The organism is Vibrio hangzhouensis, assembly GCF_900107935.1.
GTDB lineage: Bacteria > Pseudomonadota > Gammaproteobacteria > Enterobacterales > Vibrionaceae > Vibrio > Vibrio hangzhouensis.
This window is the reverse complement of sequence record NZ_FNVG01000001.1, coordinates 103403-119147: the sequence shown is the minus strand read 5'-3', so window position 1 is coordinate 119147 and position 15745 is coordinate 103403. Positions and strand designations below refer to the sequence as shown.

The window sequence follows — 15745 nt, the reverse complement described above, 5'->3', positions numbered from 1 at the left end:
AGATGAATGAAACTCGAGAAGCGCGCATTTCAAAAGCTAAAAGAGCGTTCGTTTCGACGCCAAGTGTTACAAAAATATTGCGCTATATGGATAGATGTAGAGATCTGTCAGATTTTGAATCTGAGCCTACATGCATGATGGTTTTTGGTGCATCGGGCGTAGGTAAAACGACAATTATCAAAAAATATTTAGGTCAGAACCAGCGAGACTCTGAGATAGATGGAGATATAGTTCCCGCACTGCATATAGAGTTACCAGACAATGCTAAGCCTGTGGACGCGGCAAGGGAGTTGTTACTCGAAATGGGAGACCCATTAGCGCTTTATACGACCGATTTAACGAGGCTTACGAAAAAACTTACCGATTTAATCCCCGCTGTTGGCGTTAAATTGATAATTATTGATGAATTTCAGCATCTAGTTGAAGAGAAATCAAATCGGGTTCTCACACAAGTGGGGAACTGGCTCAAGATGATACTCAATAGAACGAAGTGCCCGATCGTTCTTTTTGGTATGCCGTACTCAAAGGTCGTGTTAAGAGCAAATTCACAATTGCATGGAAGGTTCTCAATCCAATTTGAACTTCGACCGTTCAGCTATCAAGGAGGTAAGGGTGTATTCAAGACATTTCTGAGCCATCTTGACAGAGCGCTACCTTTTGAGAAAGAGGTTGGTCTTGCCAATGATGACTTGCAAAAAAAGCTGTACGCTTTCTCCCAAGGAAATATGCGGTCATTGAGAAATCTAATTTATCATGCATCTGTAGAAGCAATTGATAACAACCATGACACTATTACAATAGAGGACTTTGTTTTCGCAGCAGAATTAACGAGTGGTGACAAGTTAAGTACATGGACTAATCCTTTTGGAGAGGATGTCAAAATTACAGACCAAATGCTACGTCCTCCACCAAAGGATATTGGGTGGGAGGACTATCTTAAAAGCAAAAAACCGGAGTCAAACAAAAATGGCAGTGGTGGTAATATGTTTGAGTTGTCCTGATTGAGGTACATTTTGTTATAGTACCTGAGAGCTTGCTTAAAACTACTCCTTCTTACCAGACTCAAATTGGTAGCATCAGTCCAGTGCACTTCCAGCATGGCTACACTCCCCGAAAAGCTTCAATGACTCTTTGATTGAATCTTGCCAGTTGAATACTTGACTCAAATGAATCGGTGCTTTTGCCATTAGGTGGCTCAGAGGCAGACAAGTCATCACTCCAGTTAAATGAAATCTCTGCTACCGATGCTGGAAAAAGCTGAGCATCTAAAGCTTTCGTTTTGCTTGATTCATCCACGCGAGACGGATGTGAGTCTGGACAGTCGTAGTTTAGGTATAAACAGGTATCCGGAATGTCAGTCTCAATTTCTTCTGCACATCTAATCATGTTCGACTCGGCGAAGGTGTATAACCAAGCTTCCTGATTAGGTGACTCTGTGACACGGAGGATACGACCGAGTACTTGGCGGAAATAGAGCTCTGTTTTAATCTTGGTTAGGTAACAACAGACCTGCAGCCTAGGAATATCGGTCCCTTCGCTGACCATACCAACACTAACAATCCAGTTCTTGGAATGGGTCTCTTTGAACTCCTTTATTTTTTCGTGAGAACTTGTATCTCTGTAGCTAACGACTACCGAAGATTGCGCGTAACTATGAGTTAAGATACTGGCTATTTTATTAGCTTCTTGGATTGAAGACGCCACAATGAGTCCACCGGCGTTTGGGTTTTCTGCCTGAATACTAATGAGCCGGCTAACTGCTTCCCCGATTAAGTGAAGAAGTGCTTGTTGGTCTTTGAGTATTAGAGCATATGTTACATCACCTTCATTTAACAGTTCATCGATGGTGTTATATGAACGTAAACCTTCGCTCTCGATAACCTTTACTTCTTCGCAATCAATCAAGGCTATTTTCGGTTTACGACAAACGCCATCTTGAACTGCTTGAGCAAGCGAATACCGATAATCACATACGATTTTTCCTTCGGGGTCGGTGTAGGACGCTAACGTAATTGGTGTCTTGTCAGAACGCCATGGTGTGCCAGTTAGTGTGAGAGTGAAAGTTGCAGCATGTTGTACGTCTCTTAATAGCTGGTAACCCCATGAGTTACTGTTGAGCTCACTATCTCCGCCACAATGATGGATTTCATCAAATATACAAAGCACTTTGTATTTTGATAGGGTATCCCAAAAGCGTTTGGTCACGAACCGAAGCGATTGGTAAGTCATAGAGCAGCCTGTTTCACCGAGCGCGCCATTGAATGAACATTTTAGTAGTTGTGAGAAAGTTGATTTTATCCCGTCTGCGACAGCCTTTGAGGGTGAAAAACACAGCACGAAGTCGATTTCCTTTGAGTCGAACATTTGTTTTGCTAACGTCGCTGCCATGATTGTCTTACCCGCTCCAGGTGTAGCCTGAGCAAGAAAGTGTGCGTGTCCACTCCTATACTTCGATAGGGCTAATGAAATGCACTCGGCTTGCCATTTTCTTAACACGACTTTGCCTCTTGTTTAGTTACAAGCTTGATAGCGTCTGTCCAGACATTTAGTTTCGCGACTAATGCAGCAGCTTTATTGACGGCATCTACATGTGATGGTAGCAAAAGGTTGTGGAGACTTTTTGAACGACTCATAAGGAGCTTGTATTCATCAATTTCAGCAAGTGCGATTGTGAGGTTAGATTCGATGTCTTTTTTTTCATCTATCAGCATGGATTTGACTGAAGCGCTATCAATTGGCCCCCCATTGGTAGACCGTTTTGTCGAAACACGCTTATCCCTCAAGATGAAGTTCGCTTCCGCAAACATACAGGTTTTCTTGTATGTTTTATTGTGACGTAAACCTTGGCTCTTCAGGACCCCCTGTTTCTCGAGGTTTTCTAGTTGACGAGCCACATAAAGTCTTGCGGTATCTTTGTTACTGTAATGCCCGGACTTCTCGGTAATTAGGTTTCTGATTTGCGTAACTCGAAACTCGCTCATCGACGGTAGTGAAATAATTTCGTAGATATCACGATTAACTCGAACTTTTTTAGTCATAATCTTCTGCTGCAGCGAAAAGTGCGGATTATAGTCCGTGGTAATATTTGCATCAAGAGTCGATAGTCATTCATTTTAAGAGTTGAATGAAATGAATGAGTTGGCGAAAGCTTTCGGCAATAATCTGCGTCTCATGAGGAAAAGCAAATCCATTTCTCAGGATAAACTTGCGTTACTTGCGGATATCGACAGAAGTTACATTGGGAGAATCGAGCGCGGAGAGGTCAACATCACACTTGAAAAAGCTTATCAGTTAGCGAAGGTGCTCGGGTGTGATGTTAGAGACCTTCTTCCTTAGCTAGCTACTTATTCAGCAGTAAATTGCTCTTGTACTCGAATGAAGGTGGTTCGTTTATTATCAACTACTTTACAATAGTGTTGAGGAATATAGTCCTCTTTTGGGGTTAAAACAAACAGCCGACTGGCTGTTTGGGAAGTAACAGTGTTGATGTTGTGAATGTACTCTACCTACTCGGCAGTTCACGCTTTCTTCGGTACCAAAAATTCACTGTCGTTATTATCAGCTACCTACTCGGCAGATCACACCTTTACTATCACACGTCATGTAAGCGAAACATTATCAGCTACCTACTCGGCAGTTCACTGTTACTTATTTAAGAATAGCTCATTATTTTCAATTAATTAGATGCAAATAAGTAGTTTTACCTTTTTTGTTGTGGGCATGAGAAAAATTAATGAAATCATGGCCTTGTAATAGTCCCGAAAATAAGGGTCAGATTAAGGGTACAGGTTGTAAAGAGTGCTCTGAATTTGATAAACCATAGCTACTGAAAACAGAGCCCCCTTCGTTGTGTTGCTCCGAGAACATTCTGACATTGAGGCGAAAGTTATGGTTTGTCTTACTGCTGAACTCTTCAAGTGAGTGGTAGTGTGACAATACGGTATGCTCTTTTTGAGTAAATGATGATGGGTCAAACAGCTCGCCTCTGGATTTAGCACGTTTCTCTAGACGTCTGATTTTTCTCTCTTGCCCAGCTGTTGTTACTTTATCTATGGATTGGCAGCGTTTAAACGAAACGTATCTACAGCCTTCTGGCACAAGAACAGTCTTTGATATACTAAAATACTGAAGTTTTTCCATTTCGACGAAGTAGTGCTGCTTAAGTAGTAAGTCGAGCTCCATTTTGTTTGTACTGATAAATGAAATCTTCTTCCCAACCGTTTCATCACACCAAAGTGGAAATGAAACGCCAGTATTTCGTGTCTCATATCGATAGTTGAAACCATGTAGAACTCGAAGGCACTTTGCTGCAAGTGATTCGTTGTTGCATCTCTCTGGAAGAAACGTGATTGTTCTGTAATACCACTTCATGTTTAGTCTCCTTTATGCTGGAACAATCCACCCTTAATCAAGTTCGCCATTAAGAAGTGCATATCATTGATAGCCTCTTGATCTGGATCTTCGTTAGAGCTCAACACTTCAATGTAATGATCTGCTTTTTGCAGTAACGAAAACAAATCTTTTCCGGTAGAAGGATGACGGTAGCAAGTAACATCTTCGCGATGAACGCCAAACCTTCCAACCCGAAGTGGCTCAGTTGCTTCTGGATACCAATCATCTATTGTGGCAATGGCTGCGCCAGTTTTAAAGGCACCTAATATAGGACTACGTTCTCCATCAACAGTTGTATGCTGAAAAACACGACTGTTTTGAGATCTGGATTTGCTCTTACTGCCGCTTTCTTTTTCTGTGAAAGCTTGGCTTGGCCGCACTATGGCATTGGTTGGCAGGTGCACGGTGGCTCTGACTTCAAATATCGCCAACCCATTGGGGCTAGAAAAAGCGGTTTTTATCATTTCTGTTATGGCCAACCAATCTTTATGATTTTCAAAGTCTTTTCGTGAAATGTAGTTATTACGGATATCTTCAAATTCAACCTTTTCCCGGTTCCATGGCCAAGGCGTCAGTTCAATGTTCCAGCAATAAGCTTTGCGGGTGTTTTTCCACAGCCACGTGCCATCGCATATATTGATCAAGTATCGGGTAGCTAGCTCAGTCCAGCCGATCTTCTTTTCATACAGTTCTACAAGTTTCACTAACGTTTGTTTGACTGAGCTTGAATTACATTTATACGGTTTGCGTAGTTCAGAAGAAAAAGAGACGGAAAAGCAGCATTCGATATGACTAGCACCATATGGAACGTGACAGAAATCAACTTGGTGCATGTTCCCATGAGCTAAAGCCTCAGCAGTAGCACTTTTTTTGGGTTGACCGGATGTATCATACGCTAATGATGCCGATTCAATTTGCCCAACCTGAATGCGAGATGTATAAGTTAAAGGTGTTTTTTTATGATCCGGCCAGACGACGAAAAAGCAGACATCTGATGGGTCGATAGAGCGCTCATAGGCTAGACTCGAGGGTAGTTTCATCGCTGATACTCCTTGGCTGTACCACTAGGTAATTTTTATGGCTGTTTAGCGACCACAAAATGGTGTTAGCATCGGTCTTGGAGCCAAAAGTGATTGACTTAATTAGCCCAACAATGCACTCAGCGAAAGCGTGTTTGTAACCTCTGAGAGAGTTCGGCTTATCTTTGGGCTCTTCTAACAAATGATAACCGACACAGCTTGCCATAAGCTGAAAGTCCTCTTTAATGGCAGCTAATAGATCACCTAGGTTATTGTTTGGCTGTGCGTGAAGCGATAACCACTTTCCAACCTTTATTGGCAGAAATTGGATCGCTGCCTCTATAGTGTTGAATGAGTTTAGATATTTAAAATCGTCAATCACAATCTTTACTGAACCTCGAGCAAATCGCTTTGGTAGTGCTGTAATTAACGTATTCAGGTCAATGCGTTGAGCAAATTTGGTATTCAAAATAAGACTAAATACTGCATCACACTGCCAGTCATCATGAGTCGCGGGAGCTGATATAGTCCCGTTGCCTTTTTCCACAAACTCGGCTGTTAATCCCCGCTGTTCGACATGGAGTTGGTGAACGCATATCGCAAAGGATTCGACACGAAACGTGGTATTAAGGCTATTTAATTTACGTTCGAATGCGTGAACGAATCCAAAGAAAGCGGTAAGTGACGGAATCCCCACCGTTACCGGAGAGCTTAAAGCCGTTGCACCACAAACCCTGATATTCGGTAGGACAAGATATGACCCATTAGTATGCTGTGTACTATCATTGATTGAATTTGAAAACGCTCGCTTCAACAGCTCAGTAAATAGTTTGGTCATCGCTGGATCGTATGCAAAACGTTTGGTGGCTCCTAAGCAAGATAGGTCATGATTCAGATGCTGAACAAGTATGGTTGAATCCAGGGTGTGGTCTTGCATTGCCAACCAAGCGTTGACCATATTCAGAACCTCAATTTTACATTTTCTACGGAGCGCCTTTCGCGCATTTTCAGGCATTAACCGTTTATTAAGGCGTTGGTACTTTGTTAAGGATTGAACATGCTCTGACGTTAACCAGCGGCGTTTGCTGTTTAATCGATGGTGAGGGGTGGTGGAAATCTTGGTATTAGACTTTAACATTCTAAATGCACCGCCACATGTCATCGCAGTGACACCCATATTAGTGCTTCGGCTATACCGCGTCGTCGATGTATGCAAATATTCATCTTGGAGCCCTTGATAAAAATGGCTCTGCATCGATAGAGATGCCACCGGCGAGAGTGAAATGTAGGACGTATCGCTATCGGGGAACGATATTTGAGTCAAGTAATTTGAGGCTAGCGGCACATTTATAGTTACGTGAGCAATTGAAGCTAACTGCTTTGCTATTGTTTTTCGAGTTTTTTGATAGCAACCTAATTTCGTTAGCGTTTTCCAAAGTGGATGATCAACATCTTTAAGAAGCTCAGCCAGGCATGATATAACCCCATTCCAACAAAACTCATTGGTGAGTAACGCGCTCTTATTTATGTATTTTGAATCATGTGCGTATGACCAATAGTATGGTGGGATTTTTGAAGAAGAGAGTAGAAAGCTTGGTAACTCACCTAGGGCTTCGGTTCTAATGATACCTTCAGACCGTATGTCCGGAAATTTTGGGTTATGGCTTTGTCGATAATTAACGCAGTTTAGGCAACTAGCCCACCATTTTTCATCTCGAAGCTTTTGCTTGCATTTGGCTCGGTCTAGCAGGTCTTTTTGATTATCTGTCTTATCGGTCAAGTTGACTAATATCGTCAGTGCATCAAGTTCTTTGCCATCAATCCCAATATGCGGTGTGAGAGGACGAAAAGCACGCTTTAGAGTTGCTTTTAAGTCGTCAGGATTTGATTCGATTAGATCTTTTAGAGTTTGCACTTACCACCTCGACACATAGAACGAACGGTTAAACTCATCGGTTTGGAACTCAGCTAACCAAAGACAGAAAATATCGCCGAAATGAAATAAATAGTCGGTAGTTTCAATAGGGCTATTCGGCTTGGTTCTGCGGTTTGGCTTCAAAATACGTTGTTCAACCATTGATGCTATCTGATCGAGGCTACAATTTAGCAATACGGTTGCTTCTAACGCATTCATTCTAAGGTTAGCGATGAGCCCCTTGTCTTGCCACAAACGCTTTTCTAAGTGGCTGAGAAGCTCACTTAAGATGATATTGTGTTGAAGATTCCGTTCAGGCAGCCGAATCGAACAGAAAAATAGTCGGCCTAGAAGGTCTTTTAATCGTAATTCAGATGTGCTGACAACCGCATGCTCAAGGTTGAATTCGATTTCATCATCGATCATTGAATGAAATGCTCTTGGCCAGTTTGCGAAAAAATGGCTGAATGAATGATGGTCGAATTTGTTGTCATTAAGGTGCATCCACCAATGTACCAAGCCCCAGCGATAGCTTTGAGGGACGTCTGGTAGATCTTTATATTCATTACCAGCAAGCCAATTTGCTACAGCGGATATAGCATCACTGCTACTCCCACGACTTTGTTTAGCTATAGGTTCTTTGCAATTGCCACAAATTCCATTTACCCCCGATGTCCTATAGTCATATTCAGCACCACAGTCACAAGTGCTGACTAACAGCACATCGTGAATGTGGCAATGATCGTAACCCTCCAAATGCCAGAGGTAGGAAGCATAACCATCTTTTTGGAGGCACAAAGGGCAGCAGGGTATCGAGTTAGTGCGGAGCAAACTACGAGGAAACACTTCAGAACCTCGTATCACGGCAGATGTCGAAGGTGAATACTTCAAGTTCGTTCTGTTTATTGTCAACCCAAGTAGCTCAGTCGGTTCATTAAATGTCAGTTGAGCGAGTTTCAGGAATGACGCCGTTCGCGCGCTGGAACTATTTTTAGCTGAGTATGGGTTTATCCGAGTTATATCAGTAGGAAAGCTCTTATAGCCATTATGGTCGATGTCTTGCAGGTAGCGTTTTGTAGCCTCAAGGAAGCGATGGACATCCTCATATCCATTGCTGTTAGCAACCCTGATAAAGAAGCTCTCCAAACTCTCGTTAGTGTGGGGCTTTGGCCTTTGCAAAAACATAAAACTCCTCCTCTAATTCCACTATAGGAGTTCAAAACGAGACCGATTGTGTTTTCGTTTGGTTTGAGACGTTCGACACAAATTGGTATGTAGTTGAATATCAACTTAGTGCTCATTGCTGTAAACTCTGTTCCTATAAGTAAAAATAGTTACGGACGCAAGAATGGCAACGTTACTCACCTGGCTTGGCAGAACTGATCTTGACCAAATGAAGAAGGATAATCCCGCCTCAATTGCAACGATTGCACTTAAAGGCTTTGTTGCTTAATTCAGAGAGAAGGCATGCCTGCCCCATTGTGCTTAATTCTTAACCGATATACTGTGTTTCAGGCATACCAAGCCCTGTAAGCTTATTCAGGGCTTTAATCATAGCGTAAGTCTCGCCAACTTGAGCGTTGTAGTTCCTCAGGCTTAATTTCCCACCTAGCAGCTGTTTTACTCGGTACATTGCGGTTTCTGATAGAGAGCGCTTATGATAGCCATACCGCTTTTTCCACTTCTTGTTGGAGCCATAGAGCTTCTGGCAACCTACCGCTAAGTTACGAGGATGCCCTTGTTCCCAGAAGGCTGCTCCTTCTCTTGGTGGGATGAGCGGAACAGCTCGCTTGATCCGTATGGCATCATGGCAACTCCTTGTGTCATAAGCGCCATCACCTGATATCTCAATGATTTTCCGACGTGTCTGCTTGAGTAAGTTGGGGAGCACTTCGGCATCGGTTACGTTAGATAAGCTCATCTCTGCTGCGACTATTTCGTGGGTGCTTGTATCTACTGCGATGTGCAGCTTACGCCAGATTCTGCGCTTCCCATCACTTCCATGCTTCTTGACCTTCCATTCACCTTCGCCATAAACCTTGAGACCAGTGGCATCAATGGCTAGGTGTTGTATCGCACCTCTGGTTTTAGTTTTAAATGAAACCTCAACATCCTTAGATCGACGGCTTATACAGGTGTAGTGTGGGCAAACAAGAGGGATGTTAGCCAGCTTAAATACGGAGTCTAGAAAACCTTGTAGCGCTCTCAATGGCATAGAGAAAACGCGTTTCACCATCAGAGCGGTAGTAATGGCTAAGTCGCTGAATCGGCGAGGTCTACCACGCTTGCCTTGTTTGTTTTGCTTCCACTCGGCTATCGCTTCCTCATCAATCCAAAAGGTCAGAGAGCCACGGTTGATTAAGGCTTGATTATACTGCTTCCAGTTAGTTGTTTTGTAACGAGGTTTAGGCATGAGACTACGACGATTGATGGGTGTAGCCGATCAGATCGTAGCTTCCTGATTTAGTTCCATTGATTTAAGCAACAAGGCCCATTTGAGCTAAAGACGGTGATGATCTGATATCCGCTCGTAGTGGTAGCTTGTTAGAATTGTATAAAGTTATTACAAATTATTGTTATATATAATGAAGGTTCATCTTATGTGAACCTGTTATTCGCACAATAACCTTTCATGTTTCACCTTTTCAACTAATGAGGCTTACTGATGATGATTTTGAAACTACTCGAGGAAAACACCCGTTATTTGAGGCGTGTTGTTGAGATAGAAAAGGCTGAGAAAATGGGAAACATGACGCAGGCGCTCAATGATGAAAGTGAGAAATTACTATATCGGGTGCTTTGTAATTCACAACAAATCCAAGAGATGATGTCAAAGCTAAAGCAATAATTTGCTAGGTTATATTTGTATTACTATAGGATGCATCGAGAAAACTACTTAGATAACAGATGTCTCTTGATGATTCTTTTACAAGTCCACCAATTTCTTAACCTGTTCAATGATGAAGTCTCTATCTAATTGTATTCCACGCAGTATCTGGGTACTTAATAGACCCAGCATTATGGTGAATAGAGTTAAACAGTGCTTTTCAGAAACATATTCGCTGAGCATAGATAAGTATTTTTCATTTGCGACAAGCATCGCTGGATCCTCCGACACGCTTTGTGTCCCAATAACATCGATGTAATCATAGACAAGTTTGATTTCTTGAAAGAAGGAAGGGGAGAGTAGGTTAAATATAGTCACAAAGTTTTCTAGCTTCTCATCAAGGTTTGCTTCGTTGGATGTGGGTCTTGACGACAATAAGCTACTGTTGTCAAAGTTGACAGCTATATCAGTTGACGCTTTAAATAGGTCATCTTTGCTTTTGTAATAATAGTAAACGTTGCTTTTACTCATCCCGAGCTTGTCGCATAATTGCCTCATACTAAGATTTTTATAACCGTGTTCTAAGAATATTTTCGTTGCATCTGAAGCAATTTTCCTTCTCATAACTTCATGGTCAACAAACTTTGGCATCTCTATATCTCTGAGTAGTAAAAATGTATCTAGCCATCATATCATAGTTTGTGTAGCTGTTCCTAAACTCAAAACCCACCGGTTACTTTTCGTAACCATCCTTTCATATTGTGCGTTTGTGTTGTTTTTCGATTCTTATTAAGTCCACTTGGTCAATAAAGCTTTACCACATTATTCTAATGTATTAGATTAATATGTCCACCTGGTCGGAATAAAGAAATCGTGATGAAAGTAACCTCTTTAACAGACAGTTCAGTACCCTCGTCTAGTTATAGTGCTTACGCGGATACAAATTGGGAGCCTGTCTGCTTTGATTGGAATCGCACAAGAGCTTTCCTAGTTGTGGCGGAGGAGGGGACAATATCTGCTGCAGCGGCTTCGTTGAATTTAAGTCAGCCAACTATCAGTCGCCAGATAGCGGAGTTAGAAAAGGAGCTAGGTGTTTCCCTATTTAAGCGCTCTATCCACCGTATATCTCTTACGCCCCACGGCGCTGAGCTTCTCGAAGTTGTTCGGGAGATGGGTAGGGCTGCAGGTAAGTTTTCTAAACTAGCTAGCGTCAAGTCGACATCAATGGAAGGCAAGGTCATTATCTCGGCGTGTGAGATGTCTGCGATATACCGGCTTCCTGCGATAATAGCCAAATTGAGGGAAGTGGAGCCCGAAATTGTTGTTGAAGTGATTGTCGCGAGTGATCCTAATGTCATTCAGCAAGAAGTTGATATAGCTATATGTAGTATTAAGCCAAGCTATCCGAACTATATTGCACGAAAAGTTGGAGTAGAAACTAGGGGCTTATTTGGATCTAAAGAGTATCTGCAACACAATGACGCAGATCACGCCGATATAGATGTTCAATCTATGCAAATTATCGGAAGTGGTGACCTTACGGAGTTTACGCAGTATGTAAATGGCGTTGCTGCAAATGTAGCTGAAAAAAATTTCGTAGTTTCGACTCGTAGTCGAATCGCACAGCTTAACTTGTGTTTAAAAGGCGTAGGTCTTGCTTTGTTGCCTGTAGATGTTGCCAGTACAGTTAGGGAGCTTCAACCTGTTCTCGAGGAGCGCCTTTCTCTGGTTGAGAATGCTGTATGGTTAGTCTGTAGCGAAGACTTGCGTAGAAGCAGACGTATTGAGTTTGTTTTCAACGTTATCGCCGATGAACTCACGGAGTATTTTTTGGAAAGTGTACGAGCATGATAAAGCGAAATCGACCTGACCCAGCAAGACAGTACGCTGTATTAATCAACAGTTTGCTGTTAAAAGTTAACGGGACTTAGATACCCAGAGCATAGTACATGCTCGTACGAGTATAATTAACCCCTATGTACTCGAAGATCGTTTGGTTGTCATTATTGACTCGTATTGAATGTCTTCCAATCTCACTGAATGGAAGAAGCTCTAAACACGAGCATTAAATTATTGCCACTGAGCTAAGTTTATCGACGGTTAAGGATTGGGAAGTTTTTCCGAATTTACTGAAACAAACACACCGAAGCATCCTCTAGGTATTTGGTGATGGGGCTTATGACACGAGAGCCTGTCACGCTGCTATTTTGATTAAGGGAGCCATTGCTCTTACTCTCCCAAGAGAAGGGACAGTCTTCTGGGACCGGGATCACCCGAGAAACCTTGCCGTGGGTTATCAGAAGTTATACGGGTCAAATAAGTATTGGAAAAGCGGTATGGATACCACAAACGTTCACTCTCAGAAACCACGATGTATTGAGTTAAATAGTTGTTAGAAGGGCAATTGAGCTTAAGAGATTACAATGCTCAGCTGTGTGAAACTTACGCGATGATAAAAGCGTTGAACAAGCTCACTAGGTTAGGTATGCCTGAAACTTATCGTATTGACTAAGAAACACACGAAACGGGCGGCTCTATCCTGAAACTGAATTATGCAACAAAGCCAAAAACCTAAAGTAAACTGTTAGTTTACGCTCGAATACCTGCTCAGTTTTAGTAGTTCCAGTATGGATAAGGTGTTCCGAGTTTCTCGAAGTGGGTTTTATTATTGGGTTGAGAATCGTCACAAGGTGTGTTCAGAAAAAACAGCAAAGAGAGGTGATAATCGTAATGTTAAAAAGCATTGTTGCCTACTATGAAACGTCAGGCTTTAGTCGCGAAAACAGTATGCAAGTTATCTGTTGGTTTATGGATGGGGAATGGCTGCGTCACTAGTCAGTAATGCCTTTACGATGGCTTTGTTCCGTTGAGGGCTCCCAGAGCGTGTTATAACTTATGGTGATCGCGTTACTCAGTATTGCTCGGAAGACTGCCGAGAAATAATTGAGTAACCGTAATTTAAAGAATTTGAGTGAAAAAGGGAACTGTTGACTAACGCATGTGTTGAAAGTTTCTTCAGTTAAAAGACGGTTGAAGTAATCCAATATGAGCAGTTAATGATAAGACAGCAGATGTGTCAAACGATCTTCAGAGTAAATAGAGGTTGATTTTAATTGCATGAGAAGCAACAGTGCTGTTGGGTACCAAAGCCCAATGCATTTAGAAACCAAAATATCTCTTAGATGAGTGTCTAGCCTGGCTGGTTCAGAGCAAACCAAACTGAATGTGGCTGCTTTATATCACACCAATGTACTGGCCTACTGATTGCTTTTTAATGATTGGATAAAATCATAATAAGAAATCTGTTCGTGGGGGAACTGTTGGCTTAAGATGTTTTCTAGATCCATAATCATTTCTTCGAGTATTGCATTATTGGGTCCAATAGACCCACTTTTAGATAACTCTCTCAATTTTAAAATACACTCATTCATAGCGATTAAAGTAATCTCTGTTTCTTTGCCATGAAAGAACGAATCGGAAGCGAGATTTTTTAGTTTCTTAAAGCTCATTCTCAGAACAACTATATTAAGCTTTATCATATTGTTCTCTTTCGCAGCCGAGGCGAAAGTATGTATACAGTCATTACAACAGTTATAGTTGCAATTCGTTATTAGCATCGATTCATCGACATCTGTAAAACATAACTCGCATCTCTTGGTCATATTTCAGGCCTCTAATGTTGATAGTTTCTTGATCTTAATGCTTAGTAAAAAGATAGAGTATGTCATCACTAATCAAGTTGATGTTCTGGATTGTCACAGGTTTGGTTGTTGGTACGAAGAGTATTCTCTCCTCTTGATATCACACGGCCTGCGTGATTTAGAGGGGTTAATAACGTATCTGAATGCAGTAATTTTCGCTTCCTTCATGTTGTTGGGCACACTGATGAGCTCAGCAACATGAGCTCATCAGTTTTTCTTTCAAAGTACGAATTTTCTGAACTTATTATCATGAAAGTAATTGCTAACAATTCAAATATGAATACCGGTATACGTAACAGTCTATTAACAAAAATGTTGGTTGCAGTTAATCTCTCCAAATAGGAAACATTATTTTATCATTCATTGACTTAACGTTGCATGTTTGGCCTGATTCTTTGAATGGGTATTGGCCACGCAAGGATTTCTCTTACATAAGTTGTTCTGGTTAGAATCAAATTAGAAACATTGAGCGTTTATCATTACATTGGAGATTGTATGCGGCCAGCGGAGAAGGATATCCAGACTCTCGTTTCTAGAGAGCGTATTTGGGAACTAGTTAACTGTTGTGAGGCTCTTAGCGACGTAGCTACAACGCAAAGCCCTCACTATGAACGCATGGTTTCAGATAACTTTGGTGCTGCCCAATACCTGCCTGAGTCCATATTGGTTGGATTGTGGGAACTACTGGCTGACCATGCCTTGGATCGTAGTTTTGCTATAAGGTTATCTGAGTTTACAAATTCATGCTCTAAAGATCTTCTTTATAGTTGGATTTGCCAAGCGCCTACATTAGATGAGTGCCTAAAAATTTTGGTGGATAACAGCGTAATCTCAAACTCTTCCGAGCAATGGAAAATCAGGATAATGGGAGACAAATGCCAACTTCACTATTTAGTTGATCCGACTAAAGGGTATCCTTACCAAGCGACAGAGCATGCAGTGTGTAGTTTGGTTTCATTGTTAAAACACCTCTCCCAGTCTCAACTCGTGCTCACAGGAGCTGCCTTTAAATATTCTGAACCTGCTTACTCTCGCAAATACTTGAGTGTGCTCGATGTTAGGCCGCAGTTTTCTATGGATCACAACTATATTGAGTTTACGCGAGAACATTTACGCACACCTGTTTTTAATACCAGTGAGTATACAAGGAAAATACTGGAGCATCGTGCGACGAAAGTGAAGAAGGCAATGACGAGTTGGAGCCTTAGTGCACGTGTCAAGCAGCTAGCGTTTGATATGTTAGAACATGAAAAAGTAGTTTCTCTCGAGGTTGCAAGTTCGACTCTGTTTATGAGTAAACAGACACTCGCAAGGCGGTTACAGTGCGAAGGAACAAGCTTTAGTGAAATTGTTGATCATGCACGCAAGGTCAAAGCGATCAAAGCGATACGAGAGAGGGTGTACAGTTTCGCTGAGATTAGTTATTCACTTGGTTTTAGAGACAGTAGTAGTTTTTACAAGGCGTTTAGACGTTGGTTTGGTGTGTCGCCTGGTGAATATTTAGCGTCTATCGAGCAAGCGAATAATCAGTCAGGGATTGATCCTGTCGATATTGCTCTACTTCATACATAGCTCTCTACAGTTTGATAGCAATTTGCAAATGAAATTCAGTCGTACATTTAGCTATGTGCAAAGCTCATAAGAATTCCGTCAGCACAGTGTTACCTGGCATTTATTGTTTAATCTGCTTGTTTCTCAAGGTACTTAACGGTTTGTTTTCCCCCACTGTCGCTCTTGGTGATAAATAATCTTATTTATCAGTTGTTTATGTTGCTCGGTGGATGGGGAAGACCAACATTTTGGGTGCTCTGGACATATCACGTTATGACGTTTGAGTAATATATTTTTGGTAAGCACGTAAAATCAGTGCGTTCATCTACGCCAATCAACC

14 protein-coding genes and 2 pseudogenes are annotated in these 15745 nt (G+C 41.7%); 7 read left to right on the top strand and 9 right to left on the bottom strand.

What is annotated here, in order from left to right:
• Positions 1-2 precede the first annotated feature (2 nt).
• On the top strand, positions 3-1001 hold the full coding sequence (locus tag C4S60_RS00540; RefSeq protein WP_103878367.1) for a TniB family NTP-binding protein: 999 nt from the start codon (positions 3-5) through the stop codon (positions 999-1001).
• 100 nt (positions 1002-1101) lie between these two features.
• On the opposite strand, the gene C4S60_RS00535 is transcribed toward C4S60_RS00540, so the two are convergent.
• Both C4S60_RS00535 and C4S60_RS00530 read right to left on the bottom strand, forming a co-directional pair.
• The gene (locus C4S60_RS00535; RefSeq protein ID WP_103878366.1) at positions 1102-2496 is read right to left on the bottom strand and encodes a DEAD/DEAH box helicase; all 1395 of its coding nucleotides are present in this window, start codon (positions 2494-2496) and stop codon (positions 1102-1104) included.
• Positions 2490-3038, bottom strand: coding sequence for a hypothetical protein (locus C4S60_RS00530; RefSeq protein WP_103878365.1), 549 nt, complete (start codon positions 3036-3038; stop codon positions 2490-2492). Before C4S60_RS00530 ends, C4S60_RS00535 begins: the two co-directional genes overlap by 7 nt.
• A 91-nt stretch (positions 3039-3129) precedes the next feature.
• Between C4S60_RS00530 and C4S60_RS00525 the strand changes: the two genes are divergently transcribed.
• Positions 3130-3336 (top strand): helix-turn-helix domain-containing protein, encoded by a 207-nt coding sequence (locus tag C4S60_RS00525; protein WP_103878364.1) that lies wholly within the window; start codon positions 3130-3132, stop codon positions 3334-3336.
• 435 nt (positions 3337-3771) lie between these two features.
• On the opposite strand, the gene cas6f is transcribed toward C4S60_RS00525, so the two are convergent.
• The 5 genes from cas6f to C4S60_RS00500 form a co-directional block, all read right to left on the bottom strand.
• Complete coding sequence (gene cas6f / locus C4S60_RS00520; RefSeq protein WP_103878363.1) at positions 3772-4371, bottom strand: type I-F CRISPR-associated endoribonuclease Cas6/Csy4; 600 nt, start codon at positions 4369-4371, stop codon at positions 3772-3774.
• Between the two features lie 2 nt (positions 4372-4373).
• On the bottom strand, positions 4374-5432 hold the full coding sequence (gene csy3, locus C4S60_RS00515) for a type I-F CRISPR-associated protein Csy3 (protein WP_103878362.1): 1059 nt from the start codon (positions 5430-5432) through the stop codon (positions 4374-4376).
• Positions 5404-7326: a type I-F CRISPR-associated protein Csy2 gene (locus C4S60_RS00510; protein ID WP_103878361.1), complete on the bottom strand. Its 1923-nt coding sequence runs from the start codon at positions 7324-7326 to the stop codon at positions 5404-5406. The genes csy3 and C4S60_RS00510 overlap by 29 nt, the downstream gene beginning before the upstream one ends.
• The gene (locus tag C4S60_RS00505) at positions 7327-8511 is read right to left on the bottom strand and encodes a TniQ family protein (RefSeq protein ID WP_103878360.1); all 1185 of its coding nucleotides are present in this window, start codon (positions 8509-8511) and stop codon (positions 7327-7329) included.
• Between the two features lie 307 nt (positions 8512-8818).
• Complete coding sequence (locus tag C4S60_RS00500; protein ID WP_103878359.1) at positions 8819-9739, bottom strand: IS5 family transposase; 921 nt, start codon at positions 9737-9739, stop codon at positions 8819-8821.
• A 252-nt stretch (positions 9740-9991) separates the two neighbouring features.
• Between C4S60_RS00500 and C4S60_RS00495 the strand changes: the two genes are divergently transcribed.
• A complete protein-coding gene (locus C4S60_RS00495) occupies positions 9992-10174 on the top strand; it encodes a hypothetical protein (protein ID WP_103878358.1) in 183 nt (60 codons plus the stop codon).
• Positions 10175-10252: 78 nt separating this feature from the next.
• Here C4S60_RS00495 and C4S60_RS00490 read toward each other — a convergent pair whose 3' ends face one another.
• Complete coding sequence (locus C4S60_RS00490) at positions 10253-10804, bottom strand: TetR/AcrR family transcriptional regulator (RefSeq protein WP_103878357.1); 552 nt, start codon at positions 10802-10804, stop codon at positions 10253-10255.
• Between the two features lie 225 nt (positions 10805-11029).
• Between C4S60_RS00490 and C4S60_RS00485 the strand changes: the two genes are divergently transcribed.
• The 3 genes and pseudogenes from C4S60_RS00485 to C4S60_RS23910 all read left to right on the top strand — a co-directional run.
• On the top strand, positions 11030-12004 hold the full coding sequence (locus C4S60_RS00485) for a LysR family transcriptional regulator (RefSeq protein ID WP_103878356.1): 975 nt from the start codon (positions 11030-11032) through the stop codon (positions 12002-12004).
• Positions 12005-12222: 218 nt separating this feature from the next.
• A pseudogene (locus tag C4S60_RS00480) lies at positions 12223-12665 on the top strand (transposase); the annotation flags it as partial.
• A gap of 76 nt (positions 12666-12741) precedes the next feature.
• Positions 12742-13339 (top strand): annotated as a pseudogene (locus tag C4S60_RS23910) (IS3 family transposase); the annotation flags it as partial.
• A 71-nt stretch (positions 13340-13410) separates the two neighbouring features.
• Here C4S60_RS23910 and C4S60_RS00475 read toward each other — a convergent pair.
• Complete coding sequence (locus C4S60_RS00475) at positions 13411-13692, bottom strand: hypothetical protein (protein ID WP_103878355.1); 282 nt, start codon at positions 13690-13692, stop codon at positions 13411-13413.
• Positions 13693-14349: 657 nt separating this feature from the next.
• Here C4S60_RS00475 and C4S60_RS00470 point away from each other — a divergent pair.
• Positions 14350-15426 carry an AraC family transcriptional regulator gene (locus C4S60_RS00470; protein ID WP_103878354.1) on the top strand — a complete coding sequence of 359 codons (1077 nt, stop codon included), beginning with the start codon at positions 14350-14352 and terminating at the stop codon, positions 15424-15426.
• Positions 15427-15745: the final 319 nt, after the last annotated feature.

Excerpts from the sequence above, each read along its gene's own strand:
- C4S60_RS00540 (WP_103878367.1), top strand. The coding sequence starts at position 3 with ATGAATGAAACTCGAGAAGCGCGCATTTCAAAAGCTAAAAGAGCGTTC.
- C4S60_RS00530 (WP_103878365.1), bottom strand. The coding sequence starts at position 3,038 with ATGACTAAAAAAGTTCGAGTTAATCGTGATATCTACGAAATTATTTCA.
- C4S60_RS00525 (WP_103878364.1), top strand. The coding sequence starts at position 3,130 with ATGAATGAGTTGGCGAAAGCTTTCGGCAATAATCTGCGTCTCATGAGG.
- cas6f (WP_103878363.1), bottom strand. The coding sequence starts at position 4,371 with ATGAAGTGGTATTACAGAACAATCACGTTTCTTCCAGAGAGATGCAAC.
- csy3 (WP_103878362.1), bottom strand. The coding sequence starts at position 5,432 with ATGAAACTACCCTCGAGTCTAGCCTATGAGCGCTCTATCGACCCATCA.
- C4S60_RS00505 (WP_103878360.1), bottom strand. The coding sequence starts at position 8,511 with ATGTTTTTGCAAAGGCCAAAGCCCCACACTAACGAGAGTTTGGAGAGC.
- C4S60_RS00500 (WP_103878359.1), bottom strand. The coding sequence starts at position 9,739 with ATGCCTAAACCTCGTTACAAAACAACTAACTGGAAGCAGTATAATCAA.
- C4S60_RS00495 (WP_103878358.1), top strand. The coding sequence starts at position 9,992 with ATGATGATTTTGAAACTACTCGAGGAAAACACCCGTTATTTGAGGCGT.
- C4S60_RS00490 (WP_103878357.1), bottom strand. The coding sequence starts at position 10,804 with ATGCCAAAGTTTGTTGACCATGAAGTTATGAGAAGGAAAATTGCTTCA.
- C4S60_RS00485 (WP_103878356.1), top strand. The coding sequence starts at position 11,030 with ATGAAAGTAACCTCTTTAACAGACAGTTCAGTACCCTCGTCTAGTTAT.
- C4S60_RS00475 (WP_103878355.1), bottom strand. The coding sequence starts at position 13,692 with ATGATAAAGCTTAATATAGTTGTTCTGAGAATGAGCTTTAAGAAACTA.
- C4S60_RS00470 (WP_103878354.1), top strand. The coding sequence starts at position 14,350 with ATGCGGCCAGCGGAGAAGGATATCCAGACTCTCGTTTCTAGAGAGCGT.